Annotated in this window: 11 protein-coding genes; 4 read left to right on the forward strand and 7 right to left on the reverse strand. The window is 75.4% G+C overall.

The window, feature by feature from the left end:
• Window positions 1–18: 18 nt before the first annotated feature.
• The 4 genes from ACI79E_RS11380 to ACI79E_RS11395 form a co-directional block, all read right to left on the reverse strand.
• On the reverse strand, window positions 19–1737 hold the full coding sequence (locus ACI79E_RS11380; protein WP_456932651.1) for a protein kinase domain-containing protein: 1719 nt from the start codon (window positions 1735–1737) through the stop codon (window positions 19–21).
• A gap of 132 nt (window positions 1738–1869) precedes the next feature.
• A complete protein-coding gene (locus ACI79E_RS11385; protein ID WP_456932652.1) occupies window positions 1870–3528 on the reverse strand; it encodes a serine/threonine-protein kinase in 1659 nt (552 codons plus the stop codon).
• 234 nt (window positions 3529–3762) lie between these two features.
• On the reverse strand, window positions 3763–5055 hold the full coding sequence (efeB, locus tag ACI79E_RS11390) for an iron uptake transporter deferrochelatase/peroxidase subunit (RefSeq protein WP_456932653.1): 1293 nt from the start codon (window positions 5053–5055) through the stop codon (window positions 3763–3765).
• Between the two features lie 19 nt (window positions 5056–5074).
• Window positions 5075–5281, reverse strand: coding sequence for a hypothetical protein (locus tag ACI79E_RS11395; RefSeq protein ID WP_456932654.1), 207 nt, complete (start codon window positions 5279–5281; stop codon window positions 5075–5077).
• A 172-nt stretch (window positions 5282–5453) separates the two neighbouring features.
• Between ACI79E_RS11395 and ACI79E_RS11400 the strand changes: the two genes are divergently transcribed.
• From ACI79E_RS11400 to ACI79E_RS11415, 4 genes are all read left to right on the forward strand, one after another.
• A complete protein-coding gene (locus tag ACI79E_RS11400; RefSeq protein WP_456932655.1) occupies window positions 5454–6452 on the forward strand; it encodes a cyclase family protein in 999 nt (332 codons plus the stop codon).
• A gap of 1 nt (window position 6453) precedes the next feature.
• The gene (locus ACI79E_RS11405; RefSeq protein WP_456932656.1) at window positions 6454–8133 is read left to right on the forward strand and encodes an AMP-binding protein; all 1680 of its coding nucleotides are present in this window, start codon (window positions 6454–6456) and stop codon (window positions 8131–8133) included.
• Between the two features lie 114 nt (window positions 8134–8247).
• Entirely contained in the window at window positions 8248–9024 is a 777-nt protein-coding gene (locus ACI79E_RS11410) for an enoyl-CoA hydratase-related protein (RefSeq protein ID WP_456932657.1), read from the forward strand.
• 127 nt (window positions 9025–9151) lie between these two features.
• Entirely contained in the window at window positions 9152–9817 is a 666-nt protein-coding gene (locus tag ACI79E_RS11415) for a hypothetical protein (RefSeq protein ID WP_456932658.1), read from the forward strand.
• Here the strand turns inward: ACI79E_RS11415 and ACI79E_RS11420 are convergent.
• The 3 genes from ACI79E_RS11420 to ACI79E_RS11430 all read right to left on the reverse strand — a co-directional run bounded on the left by ACI79E_RS11420 (window position 9713) and on the right by ACI79E_RS11430 (window position 14375).
• On the reverse strand, window positions 9713–11311 hold the full coding sequence (locus tag ACI79E_RS11420; RefSeq protein WP_456932659.1) for a dynamin family protein: 1599 nt from the start codon (window positions 11309–11311) through the stop codon (window positions 9713–9715). The two genes, ACI79E_RS11415 and ACI79E_RS11420, sit on opposite strands and share 105 nt — an antisense overlap.
• Entirely contained in the window at window positions 11308–13125 is a 1818-nt protein-coding gene (locus tag ACI79E_RS11425; protein WP_456932660.1) for a dynamin family protein, read from the reverse strand. The genes ACI79E_RS11420 and ACI79E_RS11425 overlap by 4 nt, the downstream gene beginning before the upstream one ends.
• Before the next feature lie 104 nt (window positions 13126–13229).
• Window positions 13230–14375, reverse strand: a complete 1146-nt coding sequence (locus ACI79E_RS11430; RefSeq protein ID WP_456932661.1) for an IniB N-terminal domain-containing protein — start codon at window positions 14373–14375, stop codon at window positions 13230–13232.
• Between the last annotated feature and the right edge of the window lie 149 nt (window positions 14376–14524).

Consider the following 14524-nt stretch of genomic DNA (forward strand, 5'->3'; position numbering starts at 1 on the left):
CTCGGACGCCGTCCGGCGTCAGCGGTTCCCGTTGCCGTTCCCGTTGCCTCCGCCGTTGCCACGGCCGTTCCCGTTGCCGTTCCCTCCGCCGTTCCCGTTCCCTCCGCCGTTCCCGTTCCCTCCGCCGTTGCCGTTCCCTCCCCCGTTCCCTCCGCCGTTGCCGTTGCCGCCGTTCCCCGGGGTGCCCTCGTCATCGGACTCGTCGTCGGACTCGTCGTCGGACCGCCCGCCACCCCCGCCGTCCCCGGGGTCGTTACCGTCGCCCGACCCGTCCGAGCCGTCCGCGCTCTCCGGGTCGCGGTCGCCGGCGTCCCCACCGGCCGGGACGCCGGCCGGGGCGCCGGCGGCGACGTCCCCACCGCCGGTTCCGACCGCGGAGGGTCCGGTGCCCGTCCCGGCGTCCGCCGGCCCCGGTGCGCTGCGCACCTCCTCCGCCGGCGCCCCCGCCCCGGCACCGGCCGGCGACGACGGGGGTGCCGGCGCCGCCGGCACGACGGGCGGGGCCACCGCCACCGACAGCGTCACGAGGTCGCCCCGGGCCAGCGCGCCCACGGGACCGAGCCCGGTCACCAGCCCGGCCGGGACGTCGGCCCGCTCCTCCGGCGCGCGCTGCACGCGCAACCCCAGCGCGGCCAGCTCCGCCTCCACCTCGTCCACCGGCCGGCCGAGGTAGGGCGCGGCGGTGAGCAGCACGCCGTCGTCCGGGGGCGCGACGGAGCCGGTCCCCGGGTCGGCGACGGCCACCGGCACCCCGGTCTCACCGCCGGTGACCTCGAGCAGACCGACGCCGATCCCGGCGCCGAGGAGCAGCGCGGCCACCGGCACCAGCAGCCGGCGGCGGCGCGGGGCCGGCGCTCCGGGGACGGGGAACGCCGCGGTGGGTGGGGGTGCCGGCGGCAGCGCCCGGCCCGCCCGGACGTCGTCGACGGCGTCCCGGAACGCGGCGCCGTCGGGGAACCGGCGGGCGGGGTCCTTGACCAGCGCGTGCGCGACGAGGGTGCGTACCGGCTCCGGGACGTCGTCCGGCAGCGGGTCGGGCTCGTCACGCACCTGGGCGAGGGCGATCTGCACGGGGTTCTCGCCGTCGAACGCGCGGCGGCCGGCCAGGCACTCGTAGGCGATCATGCCCAGCGCGTAGACGTCGCTGGCCGGACCGGCCTTCGCCCCGGCCGCCTGCTCCGGGGACAGGTAGTGGGCGGTGCCGACCACCTGGCCGGTGCTGGTGAGCGGCACGCTGGAGGCCGACCAGGCGATGCCGAAGTCGGTGATCTTCACCGAGCCGTCGTCGCCCAGCAGCACGTTGCCCGGCTTCACGTCGCGGTGCACCACACCGGCCGCGTGCGCCGCGGCCAGCGCGTCGGCGGTCCGGCCGACGACGTCGAGGGTGCGTTCGGGGCCGAGCCGCCCCTCGCGCGCCAGCAGCGCCGACAGCGACTCGCCCTCCACCAGCTCCATGACCAGGTAGGCCAGCGCCTCGCCGTCGGCCGAGGTGCTCTCGCCGTAGTCGTGCAGCGCGGCGATGCCGGGGTGCAGCAGGCGGGCGGTGAGCTGCGCCTCCGCGCGGAAGCGGGCGAGGAAGGTGGGGTCGCCGGTGTACTCGCTGCGCAGCACCTTGACCGCGACGGCCCGGTCCAGGAGCAGGTCGCGGGCCCGCCACACCTGGCCCATCCCGCCGGTGGCGAGCAGCCCCTCCAGCGCGTAGCGGCCGCCGAGCGTGCGCCGCTCCGGCTCGACCACCCGCGCCCCCCGCTCCTCGCCGACCCCGACCGGTCCAGCCTGCCACCGGGCGCCGGAACCGACCTCCCGGCGGACCCCCGCCCTTCGGCCTAGGCCGCGAGCGGCGCCCCGGCGGGCGCCCTGGTCAGCGGGTCAGTCGTCGTCCCAGTCGTCGTGGTGGGACGGGGACGACGCCGCCGCGGTCGAGGTGGACGTCGACGGCGCCCCGGTGGTCGCCGACGGCGCGGTCGTGCTGGGTGCGGTCGTCGACGGCGGCGGCGTCGTGGTGGGTGCGGTCGTCGTCGGCGGCGCGGTGGCCCCCGGCAGCGGCGCGGGCGTCGTCGGGGGCGGGGTCGTGGTGGGGGGCGGCGCCGGGGTCGTCGCCTGGGGCTGCTCCTCCGGCTCGACCGGCGGCGCGGCCGCGCGCTCGCCCCCGCCGCCGGTCACCACCGTCGAGCTGCGGCCCGGCGCCCGCGAGGACGGCGGGGCGACGGCGAACACGACGACGACCTCGTCGCCGGCCGCCAGCGGCACCCCGGCCGGGTCCAGGGCGGTGACGAGGCCGGGCACGGCGTCGGCGGTCACCTCCTCCTGGCGTGACACGAGCAGCCCCAGCGCGGAGAGGGACAGCGCGGCCTCGTCCACGCGCCGGCCCACGTAGTCGGCGGCGTCGAGCACGATCTGCGCGTCGTCGGTCTGGGCCGCGACCACCGGCGTCGGGCCGCCGTCCCCGGCGACGGCGACGAAGACCGCGCCCGCGGTGCCGGCGCCCAGCAGCAGGGCCAGCAGGGGCACGAGCAGCGCGGCCGCCCCGCGCCGCCGCGGCGCCGGCGGGCTGGTGGTGCGGGCCACCGCGGGGCTGGCGCTGCGCGGGGAGGGCAGCCCGCCCGGCACCGCCGCCTGGTCCCCGGTCGACGAGGGTGGCGGCGGCGGGAGGGGGACGGCGCAGGTGGGCGGGGGCTCCGGCTGCGGCCGACCGGCACGCACGTCCTCGATGGCCGCGACGAACGCCGCGCCGTCGGGGATGCGGGCGGTGGGGTTCTTGCACAGGGCGCGCCGGATGAGGGTGCGCACCTCGCCGGGGAGGTCCTCCGGCAGCGGCGCCGGGTCCTCCCGCACCTGCTTGAGGGCGATGGTGACGGCGTTGTCGCCGTCGAAGGCCGGGTGCCCGGTGAGGCACTCGTAGCCCACGAGGCCGAGCGCGTAGACGTCGCTGGCCGGCATGGCGTGGTGGCCCTCGGCGACCTCGGGCGAGAGGTACTGCGGGGTGCCGATGACCTGCCCGGTGCGGGTCAGCGGCACGCTCCCGGCCGACCAGGCGATGCCGAAGTCGGTGATCTTCACGCTGCCGTCGGCGCGGACCAGGATGTTGCCCGGCTTGACGTCCCGGTGCACCAGGCCGACCCGGTGCGCCTCGGCCAGCGCGGAGGCGGTCTGCTGCAGCAGGTCGAGGGTGGTCGACGCGTCCAGCCGGGTCTCCCGGCGCAGCACCGCCGAGAGCGGCTCGCCCTCGACCAGCTCCATGACCAGGTAGGCGAGCGTCTCGCCGCTCCCGTCGGCGGCCTCGGTCTCCCCGTAGTCGTAGACGGCGGCGATGTGGGGGTGGCTCAGCGCGGCGGCGTGCTGGGCCTCGGCGCGGAAGCGGGCCCGGAAGGTGGGGTCACCGGTGTACTCGCTGCGCAGCACCTTCACCGCGACCGGACGGCCCAGCAGGGCGTCCACGCCCCGCCACACCTGACCCATGCCACCGGCGGCGATCAGCGAGGCGAGTTCGTAGCGCTCCCCGAGGGCGCGCCGACCCGGCTCCACCACGGTGGCTCACCCCTTGCCTGCCTGGTCCTCGGCCCGGGGGCGCCGGCGTCCCCCGGGTCTGGATGTCCCGCGCCCGCCGCGACTACACATGCGTCCGGTCGCCGACCGCATCCCGGGCGTGTCCCTGTGGACGCCGGTGGCGGAGGTCCGACCGGACGGCCCGGGCGCGAGCCGTCCGGGTCCATCCTCCCAGGTCAGAGGGTCATTTGGTGGGGACGTTCCGTCACGAGACGGTCACGCCTCGAAGAGGGCGCGCCCCCACCAGTCGTCGTCGTCCCGGACACCCGGCGGGCAGGCGAAGACGGCCGAGGAGGTGTGCCGGATGTACTCGTTCATCGCGTCGCTGCGCAGGTTGCGCTGCACCTGGACGAAGCCGGTCCCCGGGTCGTTCTGGAAGGCGATGAAGAACAGCCCCGCGTCGAGACGGCCCAGGTCGTCGGAGCCGTCGACGAAGCTGTAACCGCGCCGCAGGATCGCCGTCCCGGCGTTGGTGGGGTGGGCCAGGAAGACGTGCGAGGTCTCCGGGATGGCGGGCTCGCCGTCCACCCGCGCGGTGAAGTCGACCGGGTCGAACTCCGCCCGCTGCCCCAGCGGGGCCCCGGCACCCTTCGTGCGGCCGATGGTCTGCTCCTGCTCGCGCAGCGAGGAGGTGTCCCACGGCTCGATGAGCATCCGGATCCGCCGGGTCACCAGGTAGGTGCCGCCGGCCATCCAGCCGCCGTCCTCCCCGACCCACACGAAGCGGTCGAGGGTGGCGGTGTTCTCCGCCTTGAGGTTGGCCGTGCCGTCCTTGAACCCGAAGAGGTTGCGGGGCGTGGCCTGACCCGTGGTGGTGGACGACGTCCGGCCGAAGCCCAGCTGCGACCAGCGCACCCGCACCACGCCCGCGCCCAGGCGCACGAGGTTGCGGACGGCGTGCACCGCGACCTGCGGGTCGTTCGCGCAGGCCTGCACGCACAGGTCGCCGCCGCTGATCGCCGGGTCGAGCTGGTCGCCGGGGAAGGCCGGCAGCTCGACCAGCGGCGCGGGCCGCCGGTCGGCCAGGCCGAACCGGTCGGTGCCGTCGGCGGTGGTGAACAGCGTCGGGCCGAACCCCACGGTGAGCGTGAGCCCGGACGCCGGCAGGCCGATCGCCTCGCCGGTGTCGTCGGGTGGGGCGTGCGGCTCGCCCTCCAGCGCACCGACCGGCCCGGCGTCCTGGCCCGCGGTCATCCGCCGTGCCGCCGCCGTCCACGTCCGCAGCAGCTCGACGAGGTCCTCGCGGCTGTCGGTGGTGACGTCGAAGGCGACGAAGTGCAGCCGGTCCTGGGCCGGGGTGACGATGCCGGCCTGGTGGACGCCGGTGAAGGCGACGGCGTCCTCCGGTGCGGCGCCCGCGGCTCCGGCGGGGGCGGCCCCGTCGGCGGTGGCCCGCCCGATCGCGCCGCCCGCGGCTCCCGCGGCGACCACCCCCGCCGTGCCGGCGCCGACGAGGCCGAGCAGGCGGCGGCGGGACAGGCCGCGGGCAGGGGACGTCGGTTCGCTCATGGCTCTCTCACTGCGCGCATCAGCGGTCGGCGACGACCGCAGCGACCTGGCTGACGGACTCGGTCAGCGCGGTGGTGCTGTCGCTCAGACCGCGCAACTGCTCCTGGGTGAGCTGGTCGCAGAGGACCCAACCCTCGCCGGACCGGTGCTGTTCCAGCTCCGCCTCGGTCGCCGCGAACCGCTCGTCCCACCTTACCCAGGACGTCCCGGTCGTCGGGTCGGTCACCCGTCCCGGGTGGCGGGAGGTCCCGGGACCTGGCGTTGCGCCGACGTTGCACTCGTCGCGATCCGGACGCGGGCAACGCTTGCCAGGCGCAACCGGCGACTGTGACGGTGGACACAGCGGCGGCCGGTCCGGGCCGCCGGACACCTCCCAGAGCCGAGAGGACGGTCCCCCGATGACCAACGCAGCCGAGCAGGCCGAGGAGCAGGCCCCCACCGCGCCCTCCGCCGTCCCGGACATGACCGAGGTGCTGGCCGACGCGCCCACCAACTGGGGCAAGTGGGGGCCGGACGACGAGGTCGGCTCGCTCAACTACCTGACCGCCGAGGAGGTCATGCGCGGCATCCGGCACGTGGAGCAGGGCAAGGTCTTTACGCTGCAGCGGCTGATCGGCGACCCGAAGGGCGACCCGGTGTGGCCGGGCCGCTCGCCGGCGGAGCGGACGATGATCCTCGACGAGTCCTCGTGGGACTCCCCCGACGCCCCGCAGTTCCCCGGCGGCCTGCACTACGCCGACGACAAGATCAACGCCTTCCTCCAGGGCTCCACGCAGTACGACGCCCTCGGCCACGTCTGGTACGGCGGGCAGATCTGGAACGGCTACGACGCCCGGACGACGGTCGGCGGCATGGAGAAGGCCAGCGTCGAGGCGATCGCCCAGCGCGGCGTGGTCGGCCGCGGCATCCTGCTCGACATGGCCCGCTTCCGCGGGAAGCCGACCCTGGACAAGGGCGAGACGTTCAGCCACGAGGACCTCATGGCCTGCGCCGAGGCCCAGGGCACCCGGATCGAGAAGCACGACATCCTGGTCATCCGGACCAACTTCCTGCAGCTGTTCCACGACCAGGGCGAGGCGTTCTACGAGGGCTTCAACGAGCCGGGCCTGGTCTACAGCCCCGAGCTGGTGCGCTGGTTCCAGGACATGGAGATCCCCAACCTGGTCACCGACACCATCGCCAACGAGGTCACCTACGACCCGAACAACGGCACCGCCCTGCCGCTGCACTGCGCGCTGATGCGCAACCTCGGCGTCGCCCTGACCGAGATCTGCGACCTGGAGCAGCTGGGCGAGGACTGCGCCGCGGACCGGCAGTACACGTTCCTCTACGCGGCCGCGCCGCTGAAGGTGCACCGCGCCACCGGCTCCCCGGTCAACCCGCTCGCGATCAAGTGAGATGACCACCTACACCGACCGGCCGTGGCTGGCCCTCTACGAGGAGGGCCAGCCGGCCGACTACGACATCGAGTCCGACAACGCGCTGGAGGTGTTCCGGGCGGGGCTCGCGCGGGACCCGGACGGCGACGCGCTGCGGTACTTCGACGGCACCGTCTCCCGGCGGGAGCTCGACGAGCTCAGCGACGCGCTGGCCGCGGGGCTGCTGGCCAACGGCTTCACCGCCGGCGACCGGCTGGCCGTGTACCTGCAGAACGTGCCCCAGTTCGTCATCGCGATGGTGGCGACCTGGAAGGCCGGCGGCGTCATGGTCTCCATCAACCCGATGAGCCGGAAGCGGGAGCTGTCCTACCTGCTCCGGGACTCCGGGGCCACGGTGCTGGTCTCGCTGGAGGCCCTCTACGACGAGGTCGCGCGGGAGGTCGTGCCCGACACCGACGTGCGCCTGGTCCTCACCACCAGCGAGCTGGACTTCCAGACCCGCGACGACCCGCGCCTGTTCGCCGCGACGCGGCGGCAGCGGCACGAGGGCACGACCGACCTGCTGGAGTTCGTCGAGCGGCACCGCGGGGAGGAGCCGCCGCCGGTCCGCCTCGGCCCGGACGACGTCGCCTTCCTGACCTACACCTCCGGGACCACCGGCGTGCCCAAGGGCGCGATGAACACCCACCGGAACGTGGTGTTCACCGCGCAGGTCTACCGGGACTGGGCGCGTGCGGGGCGGGACGGCGCGATCTTCGGCATCGCCCCGCTGTTCCACATCACCGGGCTCATCGGGCACATCGCGGTGAGCATGCTCGTGCCGGCCCCGCTGGTCCTCGCCTACCGGTTCGAGCCGCAGGTGGTCCTCGACGCCTTCCTCGAGCACCGGCCGACGTTCACCATCGGCGCCATCACCGCGTTCAACGCGCTGCTCAACGCGCCGGGGTTCACGCGGGACCACTTCGCCTCGTTCACCTCCGTGTACTCCGGGGGCGCGGCGATCTCGCCGACGGCGGAGAAGGCGTTCCTGGAGGCCACCGGCGTCCAGGTGCACAACGCCTACGGCCTGACCGAGACGACCTCGCCGATGACGGTGACGCCGTTCGGCTCGCCGTCCCCGGTGGACCCGACGTCGGGTGCGCTGTCGGTCGGGGTGCCGGCGCCGAGCACCGTGGTCCGCATCCAGGACGACGACGGGGCGGACCTGCCGCTGGGCGAGGTCGGCGAGATCGTGGCCGAGGGGCCGCAGGTCGTCGCCGGCTACTGGGGCAAGCCCGAGGAGACCGCGGCCAACCTGCCCGGGGGTGCGCTCAAGAGCGGCGACGTCGGGTTCATGAGCCCCGAGGGCTGGGTGTTCATCGTCGACCGCAAGAAGGACATGATCAACGCCTCGGGGTACAAGGTCTGGCCCCGGGAGGTCGAGGACGTCCTGGCCGAGCACCCGGCGGTGCGCGAGTCCGCGGTCGTCGGCGTGCCCGACGAGAAGCGCGGGGAGACCGTCAAGGCGTTCGTCAGCCTCCGGTCGGGCGCCCAGGTGACGCCGGAGGAGCTCATCGCGCACTGCCGGGAGCGCATGGCCGCCTACAAGTACCCGCGGCAGGTGGAGGTCATCGACGAGCTGCCCAAGACGGTGACCGGCAAGATCCTCCGCCGGGAGCTGCGCGACCAGGCCGCGTCGGCGCAGCCGGCCTCCGGCTGACCCGCCCGGTCGAGATCGCGCGATCTCGTACGCTCCCGCCGCGGGAGCCGTGCGAGATCGCGCGATCTCGCCCTGCCGCACACGCGCATCGACCAGAGACGAGGTGGGGCGACGATGCCCGAGACCGTGACCCGCGAGGACGCCGACGGCGTCGCCACCATCACCATGCTGCGGGCCGGGCTCACGCACCAGTCCCGCCGCGAGCTGCTCGACGTCGTCCGGGAGGTCGGCGCGGACGGTTCGGTGCGGGCGATCGTGCTCACCGGCACCGGCCGGGCGTTCTGCGTGGGGCAGGACCTCGCCCAGCACGTGGAGGCCCTGAGGGGGGACGCCGCGACGTCGCTGTCGGTGGTCGAGGACGAGTACAACCCGCTGGTGCTGGCCCTGGCCGCGCTGCGGGTGCCGGTCGTGGTGGCCGTCAACGGGGCCTGCGCCGGGGCGGGCCTGGGCATCGCGCTCGCGGGGGACCTGCGGATCGCCGCGGCCGGCGCGAAGTTCACCACCGCCTTCGCCGGCATCGGGCTGTCCAGCGACTCGGCGCTGGCCTCGCGGCTGGTGCACTGCGTCGGGGGCTCGCGGGCGGCGGAGATCCTGCTGCTCCCGGACGCCTTCCCGGCCGAGACCGCCGCGATGTGGGGCCTGGTGCACCGCGTCGTCGAGCCCGAGCAGGTGCTGCCCGAGGCGCGGGCCCTGGCCGGCCGCCTGGCCGCCGGGCCCACCGCCGCCTACCGCGCGCTGAAGACCGTGCTCGCCACCGCGGCCACCGACTCCCTCGAGGACACCCTCGCCCTGGAGGCGCGGCTGCAGAAGGAGCTGGGCCGGACCGCCGACCACCGCGAGGCGGTCGAGGCGTTCCTGGAGAAGCGCGCACCCCGCTTCACCGGTCACTGACCGCAGTGCCGGCGCTGCTCGCGGTGTCGACACGAGAGCGCCCGGCCGACTGCGGCGCGTGACCGTCCGGTACCTGGCCGCTCCGGTGACAGGCTCCGGCGGACATCGTCGTCAGCGAGGGGGACACGTGACGGAGCTGGCTCGGCCATCGGGGGGACGCGACACGGCCGGAGGGGCCCGCAGCCGGCCCACCGCCCCGCCGGAGGTCCACCTGCCCGCCCCGCGGCGGGTGGTCATGACCGGCAACGTGGCCCAGCAGCTGCCGCCCCCGCGCCCCGCGACCACCAGCGACATCGCGCCGCCGCTCGGCCGCACCCCCCTGCCCCGCCCCGCCACCGTGCGGGCCACCGCGGCACTGGTGGGCGCCGGCTGCCTGGCCGCGCTGACCGGCGTGGGGGCCGCCCTGCTCGACCACGCGGCGCTCCGCGACCGGCTGACCGCCACCGCGACCGCCGACGACCCGACCGCGCCTGCCGCGGTCGTCGCCGAGGGGGTGCGGGCCACGATCGCCGTGGTCACCGGCGGCGTGACCCTGGTGGTCCTGCTCTCCCTGGTGTGGGTGGTCCTGCTCCTGCGCCGGCGCGCCTGGGCCCGCTGGGCGCTGCTGCTGACCGCGCTGCCGGCGCTGGTGGTCCTCGACGTGGCGCAGAGCCTGGTCGCCGGGGACGCCGACGTGGACCGGGTGGCCCTACTGGTCGCCGGCGGGCTCCTCCTCCTCGCCCTGCTGCCGCTGCTCACCCGCAGCTCGCGGGCCTTCTTCCGCGGCGGCGCCGGCGGAGCCGCCGGGCGCTGAGCGCCAGCCGTCGAGCCCGGCCAGCAGCGCCTCGCACGTCCGGACCACCAGCGCGGCCGCGTCCGCGGTCGCCCGGGCCGCCAGCGGGTCGTCGGCGGCCGCCCGCCACCGGTCCAGCGCGGCCCGGGCCGCTGCCCGCAGGTCGGCGGCGGCGGTGTCCTCCGGCAGCCCCAGCCGCGCTGCCGGGGTGGTGCCCTCGGCGCCGAGCAGCCGGTCCGCGTCGGGGCGCAGGGTCTCCGGCAGCGGGCTCCCCGCCCCGCGGGTCCGGGCCAGCAGCTCCAGCTCGTCGAGCTCCCGGGCGGCCAGCCGGACCCGCTCCACGCCCGCGCGCAGCTCGTCGGCCCCCTCGACCGGGTGCTCGGCGAGGACCCCGGCCAGCAGGCGCAGCGCCGTCCCGGCCTTGAGCTGGTCGCCCCGGGCGGTGAGGTGGACGCGGAGCAGCCGCTGCAGCTCGGTCAGGCCGCTGCGGCGCAGCAGCTCGTCGGCGAGCGCCGAGGCGTCGGCGACGCCGGCGCGGATGAGGGTGAGCGACAGCCGGACCCCGAACAGGCCCAGCCGCTCCAGCAGCGAGGCCCGGACGTCGGCCGTCAGCGGGACCGGCGCCTCCGGCCGGGTGAACCGGTCGGCGGTCAGCAGCATCCCCGCCACCTGCTGCTGGTCGGCGCCGGCGAGGGTCCGCAGGGCGACGAAGTCCCCGTGGCGCAGCGTGCGCCCGGCCAGGGCCAGCAGACCGGCGACCGGCACCACCGCCGAGCTGACCGCCTGCAGCGCGGGGTCCTCCGACATCCGGCGCGCGACCGCCCCGGCGGCGTGGAGGGCGTCCAGCCGCCCGGCGCCGACCTCGTCGGCGCGCGAGAGCACGGTGATCGTGGTGGTGTGCGCGCCCGCGGCGCCGGAGTCCTCCTGGAAGCCGGCGAGGACGGCGACGTCCTCCGGTTGCGGCTGCCGGGTGAGGAAGACGACGGCGTCGGCGCCCGAGGGCCCCTCCCCGGCGTCCAGGAAGGTGCGGGTCCGCGCGCTGGTGCCCGCCGACAGCGAGGAGATCCCCGGGGTGTCGACCACGGTCGCCGGCAGCAGGTCGGCGGCCGGCCACTCCACGAGCAGGTGCTCGACCTCCTCGACCGGGGTGCCACCCAGGTCCAGCTGCAGGCCACCGTCGGCCCGGCGGACCGGGAGAGCCCGCACGGCGCCGTCGACGCCGCACAGCTGCACCCGCGGGGTCGCGCCGTGGCGGTAGAGGGTCACGACGCGGGTGCACTCACCGGCGTCGGTGGGCGCCACCCGCGCGCCCACGAGCGCGTTGAGCAGCGTGGACTTCCCCGACTTGACCCGGCCGACCAGCGCCAGCCGCAGCGGCTCGTCCAGCCGCCGCCGCTGGGCAGCCAGCCGCCCGGCCACCGCAGGGACGTCGCGGTAGCGCTCCACCGCGTCGTCCAGGAGCCCCCGGACGTCGTCGAGCACCGTGCCCACCCCCGCCGTCCCCACCGTGCTCATGCGGCGGGCACCGCCACCCGGTCCAGCAGGCGGACGTCGGCGGCGAGCCGGTCGAGCTGCTCGAGGCGCAGCCGCAGCGACCGGATGCGGGCGTCGCGCTCGGCGGTGGCCTCCTTGGTCGACCGCTGGGCGGCGGTCACGGCGTCGGCCAGGGAGCGCGACATCTCCTCGGCGGTGTCGGTGATGAGGTCGCGCAGCGTGCGCTGCACGGTGCGCAGCCGGTCCTTGAGCTGCTTGCCGACCTGGAACACCACCTCGTCCAGGTGCCGGCGGACCACCGCCTTCGCCTCGGCCTGCCGGCGCGCGATCCGCTGCTTCTTGTCGTCGTTGTAGGCCTTGCGGCCGAGCAGCACGCCCGCGGCCAGCGAGACCGGGTTGATGATCGCCATCCCGGCCAGGCTGGTGACCAGGCCGGTCATGAGCACGCCGGTGTAGGAGCCGCGCAGGCCGATCAGGGTGCGCTCGCGCAGGGTCATCGCCCCGTCGTCGATGTCGGGCAGGTCGACCAGGCTCTCCAGCGCGTCGCCGGCCGCCCCGACCGACAGGGCCGGGACCGCGGCGCCGCCGTCCCGGGCGAACTGCTCGATGACCCGCTCGGCCAGCCACTCCGAGCGCTGCTCGGCCCACACGTAGCTGTCGGCGACGGCGGCGGCGACGCGGCGGTCCAGCCACTCGGCCAGCTCGCCCCACGCCGGGCCGGGGTCCTGGGCGTCGATCGCCTCCTCGGCCTCGCGGGTCACCACCCGGGACCGGTCGCGCAGGTCGAAGTCGATGTCGCTCATGAGGTCGGTGACGCCGTCCCCGAGCACCTGCTGCCAGCGGGCCGAGCGCCGGCGCAGGTCGTCGGCGGCCGCCTTGGCCTCCTCCAGGCCACGCACGAGCTCCTCCCGGCCGGCCGGGTCCTGCAGCCCGGCCAGCTCCGAGCGGACGGCGAGGGACAGGTGCTCGGTGACCGCCGCCAGGTCGTGGACCAGGGAGCGGCGGGCCAGCGTCTCGGCGCGGTCGACCACCTCCCGGCGCAGGTGGGTGACCAGAGCGGCGATGCCCGACTCCTCGTGCAGCTCGCGGTCACGGTGCTGCACCGCCAGCTGGGCGAGCGCGGAGGAGACGCAGAACAGCGGCGCCTCGATGCCCCGGCCGGCCAGGTGGGCGCGGTCCAGCTCGGCGACGGTCCGCCACTCGGGGCAGGCGTCGGTCTTGGTGAGGACGCACACGACGGTCGGGCACAGCGCCCGCGCCTGCTCGAGGAAGGCCATCTCCGGGGCGGTGAACTCCTGGCTGGCGTCGGTGACCAGCACGACGGCGTCCGCGCTGGGCAGCAGGTCGACCGTGCGCAGCGCGCGGGCCACCCCCACCCCCCCGACCCCCGCGGTGTCGACCAGCTCCAGACCGCCGGCCAGCAGCTGCCGCGGCAGCTCCACCTCGGCCTGCAGCAGCCGCTCGGTGCCCGCCCCGGTCACCCGGGCCGCCACCTGCTCGATCGGCACCGGCACCCGCTCGGTGGGCACGTCGTCGACCGGCCCGGCCGGCGCGGCCCCGGCGGTGAGCACGAGCGTGGCCCGTGGCTGCTCCCCCGCCCGCACCACCGTGGGGACGACGGTGGCCACGTCGTCGGCCACCGGGCAGACGGGGGCCCCGACCAGCGCGTTGACCAGCGAGCTCTTGCCCTGCTTGGGCTCGCCGACGACCAGGACGCGCACGCCCGGGGTCTCGCTGCGCGCCCGCGCCTGGACCAGCCGCCGGTGCAGGTCCGGCCGCTCGCAGACCTGCGCGAGCGCCAGCGCCCGGTCGAGCACCTGTGCTGACGTGACCACGGCCACCTCCCTGGGACCCGGTCTTACCACCGGGGACGGCGATGGAGCGCGACCGGGCCCGGGTGTCCGTGGAGGACACCCGGGCCGGGCGCGGTGTGCGGGGGTCAGACGGTCACGTCGTCGACCTCGGCCTCACGGATCTCGACGTTCTCCTCCGCCTGGAAGGAGTCCTCGACGGTGAAGGAGTCCTCCACCGTGAAGGAGTCCTCGACCTCCACCGAGTTGTCGGTGGTCGAGTTGTCGTTGCCCGAGTCGTCGACGTCGAAGCCGTCGTCGTCGGAGTTGTCCTGGAAGGAGTCCTCGATCTCGACGTCCACGTCGGTGTTCGTCGAGTTGTCCGAGTTGTCCTCGTTGAACGAGCCGTCGATGTCCACGTCGGTGTTCGTCGAGTTGTCGGAGTTGTCGGAGTTGTCCTCGTTGAACGAGTCCTCCACCTCGAGGTCCACGTCGGTGTCCGTGGAGTTGTCGGTGGCGTTGCCGTTGCCGGACACGTTGCCGTCGCCGTGCTGGGTGTTGCCGGAGTTCTCGACGTCGACGTCGGTGTCGATGTCGGTCTCGACGTCGTTGCCCGTGCCCACCGCGTTGCCGTCGCCGGAGACGTCGGTGCTCTCGTTGTAGGAGTCCTCCACCGAGTTGTCGCTGGAGTCCACCACGATCTCGGAGTCCTCGACCTCGAGGTCGTCGCCGACGTAGATGCCCCCGGAGTTGTCGATCTGCGAGACGTCGCCCTCGACGTCGCCGAAGATCGCCTGCGCGTCGCCGCTCACCCAGATGTTGTGCGAGGCGTCGACCGACACGTGGGTGTCGTGGTTCGTGTACTGGATGTTCTGCAGGTGGGTGATGACCACCGTCTCCTGCCCGGCGGCGGGGGCGTGGTGCCCGCCGTGCGAGCCGCCGTGGCCGGGGCCGTCGTCGTCCCGGGCGGAGTCGCGGTCCTCGTCCCGGTCGTGCACCGGGCGGTAGGAGCCCCGGTCGTCGTCGTCCTCGTCCCGCGAGGGGCGGTGCGACGCGCCGGCGACCAGCCCGGACCGGTCGTCGCCGTCGCAGGAGTCGCCGCGGCCGCCGCTCCAGCCCACGGTCGAGTAGTCGGCGACCATCGGCATCAGGTCGGCGACGTCGCTGGGCGAGACGTCGGTCAGGCCGGCGGCGTCCAGCGTGGCCTGCGGCGCGGCCTCGTACGCGGCCGCCTTCTCGGGGTCGCGGAAGAGGTCGAGGATGAAGTCGAGCAGGGAGCTGGCGAGGGTCGACATGGCTGGCACTCCTGGGTCTCGAGCCGTCCGCGATCTCGGCCGGCTGGCGACCGCAGTCCAGCCGCGGGCCGCCGTCCCCGGCATCGGGGGATGTCCCCCTCGTCACATCACCCGAATGGGGGGTGTGCGCTGACTCCCCGTTAGGGGCT

The organism is Geodermatophilus sp. SYSU D00079 (genome assembly GCF_054050635.1).